This is a genomic window from Candidatus Thiothrix putei (genome assembly GCA_029972225.1).
In the GTDB taxonomy this organism is placed as follows: Bacteria; Pseudomonadota; Gammaproteobacteria; order Thiotrichales; family Thiotrichaceae; genus Thiothrix; species Thiothrix putei.
Window position 1 is genome coordinate 1045562 of sequence record CP124756.1, and the last position, 15768, is coordinate 1061329.

The 15768-nt window shown below is 49.8% G+C and carries 19 protein-coding genes; 11 read left to right on the top strand and 8 right to left on the bottom strand.

The annotated features are described in order from the left end of the window. Positions 1-3: 3 nt before the first annotated feature. The 3 genes from sctR to QJT81_05420 form a co-directional block, all read right to left on the bottom strand. Positions 4-657 (bottom strand): type III secretion system export apparatus subunit SctR, encoded by a 654-nt coding sequence (gene sctR / locus QJT81_05410; GenBank protein ID WGZ95424.1) that lies wholly within the window; start codon positions 655-657, stop codon positions 4-6. Positions 658-659: 2 nt separating this feature from the next. Continuing rightward, positions 660-1718, bottom strand: coding sequence for a FliM/FliN family flagellar motor switch protein (locus tag QJT81_05415; protein WGZ95425.1), 1059 nt, complete (start codon positions 1716-1718; stop codon positions 660-662). 132 nt (positions 1719-1850) lie between these two features. Beyond that, complete coding sequence (locus tag QJT81_05420) at positions 1851-2819, bottom strand: hypothetical protein (protein ID WGZ95426.1); 969 nt, start codon at positions 2817-2819, stop codon at positions 1851-1853. A gap of 612 nt (positions 2820-3431) precedes the next feature. Here QJT81_05420 and QJT81_05425 point away from each other — a divergent pair. The 7 genes from QJT81_05425 (at position 3432) to sctJ (ending at position 7680) form a co-directional block, all read left to right on the top strand. Then, complete coding sequence (locus QJT81_05425; protein ID WGZ95427.1) at positions 3432-4109, top strand: hypothetical protein; 678 nt, start codon at positions 3432-3434, stop codon at positions 4107-4109. Further along, positions 4110-5486: a type III secretion system inner membrane ring subunit SctD gene (gene sctD / locus QJT81_05430; protein WGZ95428.1), complete on the top strand. Its 1377-nt coding sequence runs from the start codon at positions 4110-4112 to the stop codon at positions 5484-5486. It begins immediately after the preceding gene. Beyond that, the gene (locus tag QJT81_05435; protein WGZ95429.1) at positions 5452-5667 is read left to right on the top strand and encodes an EscE/YscE/SsaE family type III secretion system needle protein co-chaperone; all 216 of its coding nucleotides are present in this window, start codon (positions 5452-5454) and stop codon (positions 5665-5667) included. Before sctD ends, QJT81_05435 begins: the two co-directional genes overlap by 35 nt. 121 nt (positions 5668-5788) lie before the next feature. Continuing rightward, a complete protein-coding gene (locus tag QJT81_05440) occupies positions 5789-5995 on the top strand; it encodes a hypothetical protein (protein ID WGZ95430.1) in 207 nt (68 codons plus the stop codon). A 116-nt stretch (positions 5996-6111) separates the two neighbouring features. Beyond that, positions 6112-6477: a tetratricopeptide repeat protein gene (locus QJT81_05445; protein ID WGZ95431.1), complete on the top strand. Its 366-nt coding sequence runs from the start codon at positions 6112-6114 to the stop codon at positions 6475-6477. A 12-nt stretch (positions 6478-6489) separates the two neighbouring features. Then, complete coding sequence (locus tag QJT81_05450; GenBank protein ID WGZ95432.1) at positions 6490-7041, top strand: hypothetical protein; 552 nt, start codon at positions 6490-6492, stop codon at positions 7039-7041. 42 nt (positions 7042-7083) lie between these two features. Continuing rightward, the gene (gene sctJ / locus QJT81_05455; GenBank protein WGZ95433.1) at positions 7084-7680 is read left to right on the top strand and encodes a type III secretion inner membrane ring lipoprotein SctJ; all 597 of its coding nucleotides are present in this window, start codon (positions 7084-7086) and stop codon (positions 7678-7680) included. Here sctJ and QJT81_05460 read toward each other — a convergent pair. The 4 genes from QJT81_05460 to QJT81_05475 are packed head-to-tail and all read right to left on the bottom strand — an operon-like array spanning position 7677 to position 10844. Then, positions 7677-8603 (bottom strand): lysophospholipid acyltransferase family protein, encoded by a 927-nt coding sequence (locus QJT81_05460; protein ID WGZ95434.1) that lies wholly within the window; start codon positions 8601-8603, stop codon positions 7677-7679. The two genes, sctJ and QJT81_05460, sit on opposite strands and share 4 nt — an antisense overlap. Next, on the bottom strand, positions 8585-9325 hold the full coding sequence (locus QJT81_05465) for a molybdopterin-binding protein (GenBank protein ID WGZ95435.1): 741 nt from the start codon (positions 9323-9325) through the stop codon (positions 8585-8587). Before QJT81_05465 ends, QJT81_05460 begins: the two co-directional genes overlap by 19 nt. Next, complete coding sequence (gene hemH / locus QJT81_05470; GenBank protein ID WGZ95436.1) at positions 9322-10434, bottom strand: ferrochelatase; 1113 nt, start codon at positions 10432-10434, stop codon at positions 9322-9324. The genes QJT81_05465 and hemH overlap by 4 nt, the downstream gene beginning before the upstream one ends. Further along, entirely contained in the window at positions 10431-10844 is a 414-nt protein-coding gene (locus QJT81_05475; GenBank protein ID WGZ95437.1) for a phosphate-starvation-inducible PsiE family protein, read from the bottom strand. The genes hemH and QJT81_05475 overlap by 4 nt, the downstream gene beginning before the upstream one ends. Before the next feature lie 50 nt (positions 10845-10894). Here QJT81_05475 and QJT81_05480 point away from each other — a divergent pair, with 50 nt between their 5' ends. Together QJT81_05480 and murI are read left to right on the top strand one after the other, a co-directional pair. Next, positions 10895-11689, top strand: coding sequence for an inositol monophosphatase family protein (locus tag QJT81_05480; GenBank protein ID WGZ95438.1), 795 nt, complete (start codon positions 10895-10897; stop codon positions 11687-11689). Continuing rightward, complete coding sequence (murI, locus tag QJT81_05485) at positions 11659-12498, top strand: glutamate racemase (GenBank protein WGZ95439.1); 840 nt, start codon at positions 11659-11661, stop codon at positions 12496-12498. Before QJT81_05480 ends, murI begins: the two co-directional genes overlap by 31 nt. A 6-nt stretch (positions 12499-12504) precedes the next feature. Here murI and QJT81_05490 read toward each other — a convergent pair whose 3' ends face one another. After that, positions 12505-12996: a peptidylprolyl isomerase gene (locus tag QJT81_05490; protein WGZ95440.1), complete on the bottom strand. Its 492-nt coding sequence runs from the start codon at positions 12994-12996 to the stop codon at positions 12505-12507. Positions 12997-13143: 147 nt separating this feature from the next. Between QJT81_05490 and hldE the strand changes: the two genes are divergently transcribed. Continuing rightward, positions 13144-14580, top strand: a complete 1437-nt coding sequence (gene hldE / locus QJT81_05495; GenBank protein ID WGZ95441.1) for a bifunctional D-glycero-beta-D-manno-heptose-7-phosphate kinase/D-glycero-beta-D-manno-heptose 1-phosphate adenylyltransferase HldE — start codon at positions 13144-13146, stop codon at positions 14578-14580. After that, positions 14580-15764, top strand: a complete 1185-nt coding sequence (locus tag QJT81_05500; GenBank protein ID WGZ95442.1) for an FAD-dependent oxidoreductase — start codon at positions 14580-14582, stop codon at positions 15762-15764. Before hldE ends, QJT81_05500 begins: the two co-directional genes overlap by 1 nt. Positions 15765-15768 lie beyond the last annotated feature (4 nt).

Genomic DNA, 15768 nt, shown 5'->3' on the forward strand with positions numbered 1-15768 from the left:
GTGTCAATAACTCAGTATCAAGCCGTGGATCAAGCGTGACCATCCATCCACTAGTACAAAGAGCAGCAGCTTGAAGGGTAGGGAAATGGTCATGGGTGATAGCATCATCATACCCATTGACATCAATAAGTTAGATATAACCAAGTCAATCACCACAAACGGGAGAAATATCAGGAAACCGACCTGAAATGCGGTGGTTAATTCGCTAACCATGAAGGAGGGAATCAACACCAAAAGATGGTTTGTGGTTATTTCTGCTGAATATTTTTCGGGCCAAAGTTTTTGCGTGGTTTGAGTGAAAAATTCACGTTCACTTTCGCTGGAGTGCTTGATAAGAAATTGTCGCAACGGTTCAGTGCTGCCTTCTAAGGCATTAATCAGCAACGGATTGCGAATATCTTCGATAGCAACCCCAAAACTATTAAATTGTTCATAGGTTTCCATGAACACGGGAGCCATGATGTAAATAGATAGAATGATGGCGATACCGCTAATCGCAATATTGGGTGGCTCTTGTTGCAAACCTAGGGCGCTGCGGAGGATATGCATCACAATCACTAGCTTGACGAAAGAGCTAACCATAATCGCAATAAACGGCGCTAACCCCAAGATGGTGAGGGCTGCCAGTAATATGACCGGATTAGGGAAGCTTTCCATGCTTAAGCGCTCTTCGCTTTTTTGTTAAACAGGTTGATGATGCGTACCGCAATGCGCCCGTTGATTTCGACCAATTCTCCCGTGCCAATCAGCCGATGCTGTGAACGTATCTGAATGATTTCCGGCAAGGATTTCCCCAATTCGAGAATATAGCCGGGGCGTAATTGCCGCACTTCGTTGAATGACAGGGTTTTTTCTCCTACATCGAAGGAGAGTTGTACCGGTATCTGGCTAATGTGTTCTATGTTTTGTTTTTGTTCATTATCGGACATGGGCATCCACTCAGTATTAATGGTCAGGGTTGAGGGTGTTGTTTGGCTGAGCGTCGCTTCGCAATAATAACCGGAGTCGAGGCATAACCTGAGTAAACCTTCGTCTTCAAAGCGAGTATCTTCCAATAAAATCAGGTCAGACGGTTGCAGTTGGTTGATCTCTTGCATGGAAAACACTACGCGGCTGATTTCAAGCCACAATGGTGTGTCGTGTTCTTCCCAATCCGGATTGCTGTCAGAAGGCCAGTGGCGCAGGCGTTCTTGTATATGCATGTAAAGGTGCGGGTCGAGCATCAATACCCCAAATACTTCTTGCAACATCTGCCGGTTTTCTTGCTCAAGTATTTGAATGGTAAAACCTAATGGCATGGTGTATTGGGTGCTGAGTGGATCGGCTGACATGGATTGCAGGGTTAACTGCAACCCTAAGCCTGTTTCCGCTTGATGCAACAAGGAGGCAAGCGCACTTTCGATAATGCTGATAGCCAGATTTTCGGGTAATTGATGCAGCAAACCATCCGGTAAAAATTGCTTGATGCGTTCTGCAAGTGGCCATGCTGATAGCCATAAACCCGCCATCGTACCGCCCAATTCCAGCGTTATGCTAATGGGACAGAGATGTTGAGTGTCTGTGTTCCCCTGCCGCATCTGAAAATTAGCCAGATGCTTATCGTCCACTGGGAAATTAAAATTTGTTGTTTTATTCAGCAGTATATTGTTCAGGCGCATATTAAGTGCTGCCTGACTGGGAAAGTTGATCGGGGTAAACAGGGTCTGCCGGTTTCTCATTATGGTTATTATCCTGATTGCTGTTCGCAAGCACAGCAGGGCGTAGTTTATGACTGAAAACGTGCAATATTCACATCAGTCTGCGGCTATACCTTGTGAAGTTCAACTTTCTTTAGCCATACGGTCTTAATCTCAGACTGAACGGCTTGCATCCCAGTTTTGCAGACGAGCAACATTCGGGTTGGCATTGACTGCACCCAAGTAATAACCTTTGAAACTATCTTGAGCGAACCAGTTGTTTTCGCCAAAGCTAACATCTACATTGCCGATACTGGAACTCCAGAAACGGTAAGAGCCGTTATCATTGCGCCCTAAATAAACCGCATTCCAGCCTTGGGATGAGGATTTATTGTCCCCTGGTAAGTCAAAGTAATAAGCAGAACCGGGAATCAGTGCGTCACCTTTGTTAGGATCGAATAAAGCGGTTTCGCCTTTCAGGTTGCTAACCCCATCGACATTGATTTCACCTGCCTGAGCGGTGCGTACTTTGGTTGAGAAGCCACCATCAAAGCCTGAACTGTCATGCTGGTCGTACCAAGAGGATATTTGTAAGCGCCCGGCTTTGTTGTCGAAATCGCCAGCGCCGATAGTGTCCAAGGTGGCTTTCAGATTGAGCAGGCGCATGGGGCTGGCGCAGTCAAATGCATAATTCTGCCGGTTATTGAAAACATCATTAATAGCCTCAGAAGGTTTGACGGGCTGACCTGTAGGGTCTGTTTCGCGCATCAGTAAATAGCGGTTGGAGCCACGCTGTACCACCTCCCAGTAATTATTGCGTTCCAACACCGTTTCAGTGGATGCACTACCATTACTGGCAGTGTAGGTGCGGGTTTCTGCTTGAGGTAGCTGACCATCTTTGATTTGCACCAGAGCTTCGCTGAATGTCCAGCCTTCACCTAGCGAATTAGCCGTTTTGACCATATTGTCGCGGAAGCGTAGATCATACATGTCCTCTGTTGTCAGTGTTTTGCGCGAGACTTCTCCACCCGCTGCATTCTTGACAATCAAGGTGTCGCCAGCACTTAGGTGTTGATCAGCATTCGTGCCATCTTGTACGGATAGGGTTTGCCCTGTGGGAATGTTGCCTTTGCTGTCAGCCACATATTTACCTTGCAGAATGCTTGTTTCAGAATCACTCAGATTTATCAATGGATTGGCTACAGGTAATTCACTAGCTCCGATTGGGGTTGTACTTTCAGTTGTGGGCATAGCCGGTGTTGACGGGGGCTGCGGCCTTGATGTGCTGGAAGTAGACGCTAATGAGCCACCATTGTATTGCTGTTGTTGCATGATTTGTTGTAGCAAATTAGTAATAAGGGGCAAGAGTTGCGCGATGAGGTTGCCACTAAGGGTGTTAGTGTGATTGGTGGATGGGACTTGCTGAGTAATTTTGTTTGCTTGTGAGAGCGAAGCAGGAAGCCAGCCCAATCTTGCTGTCAGTTGGTTAGGTAGCGTTATGGTAGTCATCTTAATGTCTTCCGATAAAATGTTAGATGAGTCGATCACTCATATAGGGGCAGTGTAATCATTTAGGTGTTTGGGACAGGGGGATGAAAAGATAAATGGGCTGTTTTGACGGATAACCCGAAGTTGTGCAGGTAGTGTTTTTCCATTGAGTAGGGTTTCTGGTACGGTTTATCTCCTTTGGCGTGAATGTTAGTGGGCTAAAGCCTACAGTAGACTCGTTTATATTTGCCGGGGGATTGCTTGGCTATGCATAAGATATTATTCAGATTCCGATGGGCTGTTTTGCTACTAATGCTGTATGTGGGAACGGCAGTTGCCGCGCCTGTGCCATGGAAAGAGGATAATTATTCGCACTTTTCTGATCAGGAACCATTACCGGATCTGTTGAAAACCTTGGCATCATTACAGGATTTACCCATCGTCGTTAGCCCTAAGGTCAAAGAGGTGGTGAGTTTGCATCTCCAGAATCGGAAGTCTCAGGAGATTTTTAATGAACTGGTTAAAAATTATGGCTTGATTTGGTACTACGACAAAGAGGCGCTGTTTGTTTACAAGGAAGAAGAAGTGCAATCAGCGAGTGTGAGCATGAAAAAAATGTCGCCGCAAGAATTCACCAATGCCTTAAAGCGGCTGGAGGTGTTGGAAGAGCGCTTTCAGTGGCAGATTTCCGAAGTCGATAACATTATTTACCTGACAGGCCCCGAACGTTTTGTCAGCGCAGTGCTGGATATGGCCAAGGTCATGGATACGCAGGATCTTTCCAGGCGGCAGGTGTACCGTTGGAAAGATAAAAAGGGTGTGATGAATTACAGTTCAGAAGACCCCGTGGGTGGGATGGGTGCTGAATTTGATGTTAAGACGGATGAGAAATTTCCGGGTTTTGATGTAGTGGATGTCGTTAAAAACAAAAAACAGGCTGAATAAATGGCAACTCAACATACTTCCTTTATTCTCAAGGTATTGAGTGGAATTAATAGCGGTGCATCCGTCAGGCTAAGAACCGGAAGCTTAGTTATCGGGCGTTCTATGACCAGCGATATTATTTTGCATGATGACGATATTGCTGATCAGCACATCCAATTATTGATTACGCCAGATTCTATTACGCTGCAACCGCTCGCTCACCCAGTGTTTGTTGAAGCTAAGGAGGTGACGGCAGACAGTATGGATTTGCTACCTTATCAGACGATCCGGCTGGGTAATGTGGATCTTCTCGTGGCAGATAGCAGAGTTGGTAGTGGTCAAATAGCGGGCAAGCAGCGAGCAGCTAAGGCTGCTTCTGGCGGTGAAAGTGCTCATTTTCATGGCAAGCATAACGCGCAGTCAGTAACTTCAGTCAAATCGAATAAAGTTTCATCTAAAAAAAGCGGGAATGGCAAAAGTTGGTTATTTGCCGGGTTGGGCTTGTTGTTGCTGGCAAACTTGATTTATTGGGCTCCTCAGTTTAACCATTTCCTGGAAACCCTCGGCGTGCGCGATTCGGGGGAGCAGCAGGCAGCCTTGTTGTTGAGGGATTTGGGACAGCAGGATTTCAACTTGGTGAATGAGGTTGATGGTTCAGTTAGCTTACGTGGGTATACCAGTACGACGGTAGAGCGCAATGAACTCATGAGCAGGCTTCAAGATGCCGGTATTAAGGCCAATGTGCATATTTGGGCACAAGATGAGATGGCGAATAGTGCAGGAATGATTGCCCGTGCAATGGGGCAGCCCGGCATTAGCTTTAAGCCGGGAGATACAGACGGTGTGTTGGTCGCTGAGGGGTTCGCCAGTAAGAATGCGGATTGGGAGCGCGTCAAAGTCAGCATTCTCAATGATGTTGGGGGTGTTCGCTCTATCGGTGAGAGTGAATTTCAAACATTGGACGGTTATCTGGCGTCTTTTGTGCAGTTCATCGAGAAAAAAGGACTGTCTAGCCGCATCACAGCCACAACCGACGGCAAGAGCGTTATAGTTAAGGGCGAGTTAACGCAGTCGGAAATCGAAAAATTAAAAGATTTGCGGCAGGAGTTCATTAGCATACAGGGCGACGGTCCCGCGATTGTGCTCAATGTCACTGATATACGTGATCGCATCACATTAGCGATACGCAGCGTAAGTGTTGGCAAGATACCTTTTCTTGTCGCAAAAGATGGTAAGAAGTACATGGAAGGCTCAGCGCTTGGTGGAAAATATTTTATTAAGAGCATCAAGTCCGACCATGTGGTGTTAACGAATAACGGGATGGATATTCCTTTTTATTACGGTATAGACAAGGGGAGACTAGATGATGCTGCAAATCGAGCAGAACCTCAAAAATGATGTGTCAGGTATGTATAAAAATGAGCTTCTGGATAAGTTTAACCAAGCAGCTTCGGACGTTCGCTCTGAACTGAACCAAGGGGTTTCACCTGATGAATACGAAAAACTAAATAGTTTTTTGCTGGCATTAGAAGCCAGTTGCGAGGTCGTTGACCAGTTTTGGACGCAAACCCACCAGTAGGGTTGGTTCAAAAGTAAGCATGGAACGCAATGTGTAACAGGAAGTTAGGAATTCCCTGCGTTTGGTGATATTTCACCGGGGATTTATTTTTATGGACGATTAATTTTTAGGAGATATGACAATGGATGCAACTACAGCAGCCGCTTCGATTCAAACTGCAACTCAAGAGAGTGTTAATTTATTAAATACTCAAATGCAGAGCAATCGCCAATTGACTAATGCCGGTGTTGCCGCACAGTCAGCGCGTATGCAAGATCAGATGAACTCTGATGCAATGGCTGGTCTGAAGACGATGGCACAAACAATTGGTCAATCAATTGCCCGTTAATTAATTGGGTATTATTCATTTAAATGGTAGTAATCTGATTATTATCAAAAAGTGATTTTCCAATAAATGATCAGTGACATCACATTTTTGTGGTGTCACTGTAAGGATAAAAAAATATGCAAGCTAGTGTCGAATTACTTCAAATGATTTCTCAAGTTGGTTACATGGCCTGTTTTGGTGGCGATGTGCAGCGTTCCCAAACGATTATGGAAGGTGTTAATGCTATTGGTGTTGAGCAGACTCCCATAAAAATGGGCGTGGCTATTGCTAAAATTTACGCAGGTCACTACGATCAGGCTATTCATATACTGCGAGATGATGTATTGCTGAAAGAAGTTGATCACATGAGTGCGAAGTGTTTCTTAGGTATTGCCTTAAGCCAAAAAGGTGAGAAAGCAGAAGCGAGAGAGCTATTTGAAGAGGTAGTGCGAAAAGGCAATAAAGATGAAAGCAGTATTGCAGCCGCTTACCTTAATACTTAAAGGTTTAGGATCATGTTTGATGCGAGTACGTTAGTTAATCCAGTGATGCAGACGGGGAATTTGCAACAGCAGTTACCCGCTCCACCCGCGAATGATGTGATGCGTTTAGAGAATATTCTAACTCGAAGTCATAATGAGATCGGTTCGGCTTCTATGCGAGATACGCCTATCTTACAGATTCGAGAGCCGGTTACGACTGACTCGTTTGATTTCAAGCGTGTTATGCTGAATAAAATGGGTGAAATTGATCAGTCTTATCATGGCATGATGTCACAAATGTCGACGATGCCTAAATTTTCAGATTATCTTGCTGAAAAACAAGCAATTAGTGGCAATAATGAGACACGTAGTTATCCTGAAGTCGGTAAAAGTGACAATCTTATTAAGCAAATTGAGGAGTCCACAAAAGCATCAGCAGAAAGCCTTTTAGCTTCTAGCGAATATAACCATGTTCTAAGCCAGTGGGGAATTAAGTCGCAGATGTGGATGGGTAAAATGAATATTGTGATTTCTGCTGTGGGACAAGTTTCTCAAGGTTTTAAAACATTATTCCAAGCAGGTTGATACATATCAATATTGATTGCTATAAGTCGGGAATATACGATAATGATAAATAAAAAGCTTCGACGTATTGCTATTGTCGTGACACTACTGCTCCTCACCGGTTGCAAAACGGAACTGTACAGTAATTTGGCAGAAAATGATGCTAATTCAATGTTGTCAATTCTGTTAAATAACAAAATAGACTCCGAAAAGATCTTCGATAAGAAAGCAGGCACTTACTTTTTACACGTGGAAAAGTCGAGAATTCCTCAAGCAGTGCAGCTTCTGAAACAGCACGGTTATCCCAAAGAAAAAATTGCGACAGTCGGCGAATTATTCAAAAAAGAAGGTTTGATTTCTTCCCCATTGGAAGAGCGTACCCGTTTCATTTTCGCCTTATCGCAAAGTGTGCAAGAAACCTTATCGCAAATTGACGGTGTGTTAGTTGCACGGGTTCACGTGGTATTGCCTGAAAACAATCCGATTGATAAGGAGTTCAAGCCATCATCCGCCTCGGTTTTCATCAAATACAATCCAGCCTATCGTTTGGAAGACATGAAGTCAGACATTAAGCTGATCGTTGAGAAAAGTATCGAAGGTCTGACTTACGATAAGGTATCCGTGGTGATGGTTCCGGCACAGTTTTCGGCAACCAATTAGTAGATTGGCGCTTCATCTGCTGGGCGAGTGCGGAACAGTTTGAGTACCCACATGTATTGCTCAGGATATTGGCTAATCAGTGTTTGTAGCCCTGTATTCAGAATCTGCGCATTCTGAGCTTCATCTTTACCGGGAAAATTGGCTAAGGGACTGCCAATGACAATCTCATAACCACCATTATCGGGATTAAAAAATGCCATGATCGGCAAGGCAACCGCCTTACCCAATTTCGTCAGCCGTGCGGGTGTGGTAAGCGTGGCTTTGGGAACACCGAAAAACGGCGCGAACACCGAATGTTTGCTGCCATGATCTTCATCCGGCAAAAAGAACATTAAGCGCCCCGGTTCCAACGCTTTTACCAATTTCATCATGCCTTCTTCACGTGCTACCACAAACTCCACATCTTGCAGGCGGCTGCGGGCAATCAGCCAATTGATGACAGGGTTGTGGAACGGTTTGTACGAGCCGTAAGCGCGGTAATATTGCCCGATAGCAACCGGCGCGAATTCTAGCCACACCGAATGCCCTAACATGAGGATAACATTCTGTCCGGCAGCAATGGCTTGCTCCAAATGTTCACGTCCACTAATGCGGGTGCGTTGGTATATGTGGCGGCGGGTGCGAAAAAATAAGATGCTGTAGTCCAGCATCGCGCAGGCATATTCTTGTAAATGGCTGTGCGCCATTTGTTCACGTTGGGTATCAGCCAGTGCAGGGAAGCACAAGCGTAAATTACTCAACACGACGGCGCGGCGTTTGCGATTGTGGCGGTAAATCCAATTACCCAAGCGTTTGCCAAGCCAGCGGCGTGCTTGCCAAGGTAGCCAGGCGATTCCGGCGAATACCCCAACACCGGCCCAGGTGAGCCAGTGTCGCGGGGCAAGTAAATCGCGGGGGAATGTGGTCACGCTTGCGGTATGCAATCGACGTTCTCCGCCTGCATTCGTGCCGTAAACCATGCGGCGGCAGGGGCTACGTCAGCGGCGCGACCTTTGATACCAAAGTCGATTTTGCGGCGTTCAACCGTGCTGGGCAGACTGGAAATGCGCACCGCAGGAAAGGTTCTGAGCAGTTCTTCCATCATTGGGATCAGTTCGCTTTCTTGCACTGAATGCAGCGTCCAACGTTGTTCAATCGGCGGGGTGGTGTCGAAATACTGTGCGTAGTAAGTATCCAGCGCCCACTCGACCATTGGCCATGCCATATTCGGAAAACCGGGGACAAAGTGGTGATGTTGCAGTTTGAAACCGGGGATTTGGTTGATGGGGTTGGGAATCAAACTGGCACCATCCGGCAGTTCACTCATGCGAATGCGGTTAGGGTAAGCATCCGCACCGAAGCGCCCTTCGATCAATGCGACGGCTTGCGGGTGGCGCAATAACCTGACTCCCGCAGCAGCGGCAGCCGCTTGGCGCGTCAGATCGTCGGGGGTTGCCCCAATGCCGCCGAAACTGAACACAATGTCGTCACTTTGCAGGGTTTCGCGCAGGGTTTGCAGCAATAAATCCCAATCGTCGCCGATCATGCGTACCCACGCCAGCGCCAAGCCGCGTGCTTTGAGGAAGCTCATGACTTGTGGCAGGTGTTTGTCTTGGCGCAAATCGCTGAGCAGTTCGTCGCCGATGAGGATTAGCCCGACTTTCATTTTTTTGCCCCTTTAGCGATGGCGTTTTGTAAGGTGTGTTCGGCTTGTTTTTGTTGTACAGCCGCTGACCAGTTGGGTGAGGTTTCTGCCCAGCCAGCGGTATGTTGTTGGATGATGTCAGCAAGTGCCTGAATGTGGTCAAGGTTGGTGTTTAGAGCGGGGATGTAGTGGTAAGTTTCGCCGCCCGCGTGTTGGAAATATTCGCGGTTTTCTTCGCGGATTTCTTCCAGCGTTTCGAGGCAGTCGGCGGCAAAACCGGGGCAAATCACGTCAACGTGTTTGATGCCTTCAGCGGGCAGGGCTTGCATGGTTTTGTCGGTGTAAGGTTGCAGCCATTCCGCTTTGCCGAAGCGCGATTGGAAGGTGACACGCCATTCGTTGGGGCGTAGGTTGAGTTCTGCTGCCAGTAAGCGTGCGGTTTTGTGGCATTCGCAATGATACGGATCGCCGAGCATGAGGTTGCGTTTGGGGATGCCGTGGAAGGACATGACCAGTAATTGTCCGCGTGGGTGGTTGTCCCAGTGGGTGAGTACGCTGTTGGCAAGTGCTTTGATGTAACCGGGGTGATCGTGGTAGTGATTCACCAGACGCAATTCGGGCATCCAGCGCCAGCGTTTGAGTTCGTCGAATACTTTGTCGAAAGTGGTGGCGTTGGTCGCGGCGCAATATTGGGGGTAAAGTGGGAGTACCAGCACGCGTCGTGCTCCGGCTTCCTTGAGTTTTAGCAAGGTGTCAGGGATGGAGGGGTTGCCGTAGCGCATCGCTAAGGCGATTTTTACCGGCCCTTTGAAGCGGATTTCCATTTCTTTCTGGAGCGCTTTTTGTTGTTGCAGCGAAATACTCATCAGTGGAGAACCGTCTTCTGTCCATACGGTTTGGTATTTTTCGGCACTTTTGGCGGGGCGGGTGTTGAGGATAATGCCGTGCAGGATGACGTTCCAAATAATGCGCGGAATTTCCACGACACGCGGGTCAGAGAGAAATTCTTTCAAATAGCGCCGCAACCCGGCTTTGTCGGGGCTGTCGGGTGTGCCTAGGTTGGTGATCAAAATGCCGGTGCATTCGGATTTGCCGTGGAAATAATCCTGTTCGTTGATAAAACGGCTCATGGGTGGGGCGTTCCTCTGCGGTTCTTTTCATAAGGGTATTTCACATGACCAAAGCGCACGATGAGTACCGCCAGTGAAATCAATAAGATGGAGGCAGCAATTGCTAACATTTGCCATTCGGTCATTGCTTTCATGTCGAGGATGAGGTAGCGGGCAAGGGCGACCATGCCGATGTACAAGGGCATTCGTACCGGCACCTCCCCGGATTGCAGGTAAACGACGACCATGGTGATGATTTCTAAATAAATAAACAGCAGCAATAGGTCGGCAATCTGCACTTTGAGATGGACGAAAATGGTATAAATTTCCTGTCCCACGGCAATAATGGTGGCGAGAGTGATGATGCCGAGGAGCAGGTATTCGATCCCATGCAACAATTTCTGGCTGGCAGAAACGTTCGGTTTGTCCATGTGTGGGTATCCTTGTATTGTTAGCGTTTTGGTAACGCTGGGTAGGTTAAATGATGCAGCCTGATTTGCAAGTATTGGTGCAGGAAATACGTCAAATTGCACGCGAGGAAATTTTACCGCGTTTTGAACACATCGGCTTTGCGGTAAAACAAGACGGCAGTTTGCTGACCGAGGCGGATTTGGCAACGAATCAGCGCATTGCGACGTTTTTGCTGCAACAGTGGCCTGAGATTGCGTTTTTGAGTGAGGAGATGGAGCGCGAGGAACAAGAACGTTTATTGCGCGAAGCCGAGGCGTTGTGGTGTCTTGACCCATTGGATGGTACGAGCAATTTTGCGGCGGGTATCCCGTTGTTTGCGGTGTCACTGGCGTTATTTCAGCGCGGTGAAGTGGTGCTGGCGCTGACTTACGATCCGGTGCGTGATGAAATGTTTACCGCGCAACGCGGGCGGGGAGCTTGGTTGAATGGCAAGCCTTTGCGTTGTCAGCCCAGTGAGTTTCAGTTGTGCAATGCGGTGGCAATCGTGGATTTCAAGCGCTTGCCGTCTGCCTTGAAGCAAGCCTTGGTGACGAACCCACCTTACGGTTCGCAGCGTAATCTGGGCAGTTGTGTGCTGGAATGGGCGTGGATGGCGGCGAACCGTGGCAATTTGTATGTGCATGGTGGCATGAAGTTGTGGGATTTGGCGGCAGGTTCGCTGATTTTGGCAGAAGCGGGGGGCTATGCCGCGACCTTGCAGGGTGAGCCGGTGTTTGTCGCAGCGTTAGCGCCGCGTTCGGTGGTGATTTCCCCTGATCCGGTGTTGTTTGCAGCGTGGTTGGGTTATTTGCAGGCACAGCAGTGAACAACACACGGCACACACAACCCATTGGGGTATTCGATTCGGGGTTAGGGGGGATTTCGGTATTGCGCGAAATTCACCGCCTGTTGCCTGCGGAACACCTGATTTACGTGGCGGATTCGGCTCATGCGCCTTACGGGGCGAAAACTTCCGATTACATTCGGGCGCGTAGCAAGCGGGTGGCGGATTTCTTGCTGGAACAAGATGTTAAAGTGTTGGTGGTGGCGTGTAATACGGCGACGGTTCATGCCGTGGCGTATTTGCGCGAAACTTTGCCGATTCCGGTGGTGGGGATTGAGCCTGCGGTGAAACCTGCTGCCCGCCTGACGCAAACCGGGGTGATTGGGGTGTTAGCCACGCAACAAACAGTGAATAGCCCGCGTTTGCAGCAGTTGATTTGCGATCATGCGGCGGGGGTGCAGGTGATTACACAAGCCTGCCCCGGTTTGGTGGAGCATGTGGAGGCGGGGGATTTTAGTAGCGCGGCGGTACGTCAATTGCTTAAAGTTTATACCTTGCCCTTGTTGGATGCGGGGGTGGATACTTTGGTGCTGGGGTGCACGCATTACCCGTTTCTGGCGGACGCACTGGTGGATGTGACCCACGGCAAAATGACGATTTTGGAAACCAGTACACCAGTGACGCACCAGTTGATGCGGGTGTTGGAGCAAGAAGATTTGCGCCGCCCGCAAACAGGGCAGGGCAGCGTGCAATTTTTTTCCAGTAAAGCCGATGCGCAGCATCTGAGCAGTATGCAAACCTTGTGGCAACACCGGATCACAGTGGGACTGCTGCCAGACGCTTACCGCTGAACGGGTTTAGTGGTGGTGATGACTACCTTCACCGTGAGCGTGACCATGAGCAACTTCTTCCGCAGAAGCCGCACGTACATTGAGGATGGTGACATCAAACGTCAAGGCTACGCCTGCGAGTGGATGATTGGCGTCGATGGTTACGCTGTTGTCATCGACGGCGGCAATGCGAATGGTTTGATTGCCAGCGCCTGTTTGCGCGTGGAACTCCGCACCGGCAACGATTTGTTCAGCCGGAATACCTTCAAACATGCTGCGCGGTACTTGCTGGGTCATGCGTTCGTCGTATTCGCCGTAGGCTTCGGCGGGCGCAACAGTGACTACTAAGCTGTCGTTGGCTTGTTTGCCGACTAACTGTTTTTCCAGCCCCGGAATAATATTGTCAGCACCGTGCAGGTAGGCGAATGGTTGAGCGGCATCCGCTTGATCGAGTACTTGACCTTGGTCGTCGGTGAGGGTGTAGGTCATAGTGACCACGGTGTGTTGTGCGATTTGCATCGGGTTTCCTTAGAGTAGAGAGACTATTGGGATTATATATCGGTAGTTTGGTGTCAAGTATGGCTTGGCTAGGAAATTTTTCAAGTGTAGGAATGGAACGTGATAAACTTTCCCACTGCTTTTTCTGGTTTTATGTGAAAAATAACGATGAGCTTACAAATTCCTCCTTTTGAACGGGCGCGGGTATTGGTGGTCGGCGATGTGATGCTGGATCGCTATTGGTCGGGTCAAACCTCGCGTATTTCCCCCGAAGCCCCCGTGCCAGTGGTGCATGTCAAAGCCAATGAAGAACGCCCTGGCGGTGCGGCAAACGTGGCGTTGAACGTTGCCAGCCTTGGCGGGCAGGCGGTGTTGCTGGGTTACGTGGGCAATGATGAGGCGGGCAGGTCGCTGGCGAATACCTTGCAAGCGCGTGGGGTGCAAACCCATTTCGTGGCGCTGGATAATGCGCCGACGATTACCAAGTTACGGGTGCTGAGTCGGCATCAGCAATTGATTCGCTTGGATTTTGAAGAAGGGTTTGCGGGGCAGGATCATGCGCCACTCTTCAGTCAGTTCATGGCGTTGTTGGAATCTGCGGATGTGGTGGTGCTGTCCGATTACCGCAAAGGGACGCTGGAACGGGCGCGGGAGTTGATTGCCTTGGCGCAAGCAGCCGGTAAGCCGGTGGTGGTTGACCCCAAAGCGCAGGATTTTGCCACGTATCAGGGGGCAACGGTGATTACGCCGAATCTGGCAGAATTCCGTGAAGCCGTGGGCGAGTGGGTGGATGAGGCAGATTTGGTGCGACGTGGGCAGGCATTGCTGGCGCGTTGTGAGTTGGGGAATCTGTTGCTGACCCGCAGTGAACAGGGCATGACGTTGTTGCGGCATGAGTTTGCGCCATACAACTTGCCGACCCGTGCGCGTGAAGTGTTTGATGTGACCGGGGCAGGGGATACCGTGGTGGCGGTGTTAGCGGCGGGTATGGCGGCGGGTTTGCCGCTGGAACAGGCGATGGGGTTGGCAAATCTTGCGGCGGGAATTGTGGTTGGCAAGGTGGGGACGGCAACGGTGAGTGTCCCTGAATTGCACAAAGCCTTGCAGCAACACCATGCGCAGGTGAAAGGCGTGGTCAGTGAGGCGCAATTGCTGGCGGCGGTGCAAGAGGCGCGTATCCACGGCGAACGCATTGTGATGACCAACGGTTGTTTCGACATTTTGCACATTGGGCATGTGACGTATCTGGAAGAAGCCCGCAAGCTCGGCGACCGTTTGATTGTGGCGGTGAATACGGATGAATCGGTGCGAGCGCTTAAAGGCTCGACGCGCCCGGTGAATACCATGGCAAACCGAATGCGGATGTTGGCGGCGTTGGCGTGTGTCGATTGGGTAGTGGATTTCAGCGAATACACGCCCGAACGCCTGATTTGCGCGGTTAAACCGGATTTGCTGGTGAAAGGTGGGGATAACGATCCGCAGAAAATCCCCGGCAACCGTTGCGTGTGGGATAACGGTGGCGATGTGGTGGTGTTGAGTTTTGTGGATGGGGTGTCGACTACCAGCACGATTGCACGGATTCAGGCGATGGAGAAAGAAGCGTAATGCAGGTTGATGTTCTGATCGTTGGTGGCGGCATTGCCGGGTTGTGGTTGCTGGCAGAATTGCGGGCGCAAGGCGTTAATGCGTTGTTAGCCACCGATGAGTTGGGCAAGGGGCAAACCATTGCCTCGCAAGGCATTATTCACGGTGGCACCAAATACGCGCTGACTGGCAAGGTGACGGGGGCAACGTTAGCGATTGGCGATATGCCGCGTTTGTGGCGGGCGGCACTCAATGGCGAAGGTGCGGTCGATTTGCGTCAGGTTAAGGTATTGGCGGAATCGCAATTGTTGTGGACATCGGGTGGACTCGGTTCACGCATGACGGGCTTTTTTGCCAGCAAAGCGATGCAAAGCCGGATGGAGGCTGTGCCACGCGACGCTTACCCTGACTTGTTCCGGCATCCTGAATTTCACGGCAGTTTGTATCGCTTGGATGAGCCGGTGTTGGATGTGCCGTCATTGCTGGAAACGTTGCGTGAACAATTGGCGGATGCGTTGGTGCAGGTGGATGCGCAACGTTCCGGTTTGCAGCCCGCACACAATGGTTATGGTTATCAGGCAGTGTTACCTGACGGTCAGGTGCTGGCAGTCACCGCGCAGCAAATCATTCTGACCGCAGGAGCAGGTAACGAGGCACTATTGACCCGTATTGCCTGCCTTTGTCAGCCGCCGCTGCCTATTCCGAAAATGCAGCGCCGCCCGTTGCAAATGGTGATGGTGCGCGGCAATTTGCCGCTGCTGTACGCCCATGCGCTGGGGATGAGTGATAAACCACGCGCCACAATTACGTCACATCGGGATAAGCACGGCAAGACAGTGTGGTATATCGGCGGGCAACCGGCAGAGCAGGGTGTGGGCAAACCTGCTGCCGAGGTGATTGCAGCTACTCAGCATGAACTGGCGCAACTGTTACCGTGGGTCGATTTCACGGGTATGGCATGGTCGACTTGGCATGTGGATCGTGCCGAAGGTTGCCAGCCGGATGGCGGTCGCCCTGATCAGCCGATGGTGCAACGCTTTGCGAATGTGACGGTGGCGTGGCCGACTAAGCTAGCGTTTGCGCCGATGTTGGCAGCCCGTTTACAAGCAGACTTAGGTATTCGGGTATCCGATACCGTATCAATAATACCTCCTCTTGAGCAGTTGCCAACGCCGCCGATTGCGTCCAGTATTTGGAATTTTTAAGCAA

Bases quoted from the DNA above. Each gene is read 5' to 3' on its own strand.
- sctR (WGZ95424.1), bottom strand. From the start codon at position 657: ATGGAAAGCTTCCCTAATCCGGTCATATTACTGGCAGCCCTCACCATC.
- QJT81_05415 (WGZ95425.1), bottom strand. From the start codon at position 1,718: ATGAGAAACCGGCAGACCCTGTTTACCCCGATCAACTTTCCCAGTCAG.
- QJT81_05425 (WGZ95427.1), top strand. From the start codon at position 3,432: ATGCATAAGATATTATTCAGATTCCGATGGGCTGTTTTGCTACTAATG.
- sctD (WGZ95428.1), top strand. From the start codon at position 4,110: ATGGCAACTCAACATACTTCCTTTATTCTCAAGGTATTGAGTGGAATT.
- QJT81_05435 (WGZ95429.1), top strand. From the start codon at position 5,452: ATGATGCTGCAAATCGAGCAGAACCTCAAAAATGATGTGTCAGGTATG.
- QJT81_05440 (WGZ95430.1), top strand. From the start codon at position 5,789: ATGGATGCAACTACAGCAGCCGCTTCGATTCAAACTGCAACTCAAGAG.
- QJT81_05445 (WGZ95431.1), top strand. From the start codon at position 6,112: ATGCAAGCTAGTGTCGAATTACTTCAAATGATTTCTCAAGTTGGTTAC.
- QJT81_05450 (WGZ95432.1), top strand. From the start codon at position 6,490: ATGTTTGATGCGAGTACGTTAGTTAATCCAGTGATGCAGACGGGGAAT.
- sctJ (WGZ95433.1), top strand. From the start codon at position 7,084: ATGATAAATAAAAAGCTTCGACGTATTGCTATTGTCGTGACACTACTG.
- QJT81_05465 (WGZ95435.1), bottom strand. From the start codon at position 9,325: ATGAAAGTCGGGCTAATCCTCATCGGCGACGAACTGCTCAGCGATTTG.
- hemH (WGZ95436.1), bottom strand. From the start codon at position 10,434: ATGAGCCGTTTTATCAACGAACAGGATTATTTCCACGGCAAATCCGAA.
- QJT81_05475 (WGZ95437.1), bottom strand. From the start codon at position 10,844: ATGGACAAACCGAACGTTTCTGCCAGCCAGAAATTGTTGCATGGGATC.
- QJT81_05480 (WGZ95438.1), top strand. From the start codon at position 10,895: ATGATGCAGCCTGATTTGCAAGTATTGGTGCAGGAAATACGTCAAATT.
- QJT81_05490 (WGZ95440.1), bottom strand. From the start codon at position 12,996: ATGCAAATCGCACAACACACCGTGGTCACTATGACCTACACCCTCACC.
- hldE (WGZ95441.1), top strand. From the start codon at position 13,144: ATGAGCTTACAAATTCCTCCTTTTGAACGGGCGCGGGTATTGGTGGTC.
- QJT81_05500 (WGZ95442.1), top strand. From the start codon at position 14,580: ATGCAGGTTGATGTTCTGATCGTTGGTGGCGGCATTGCCGGGTTGTGG.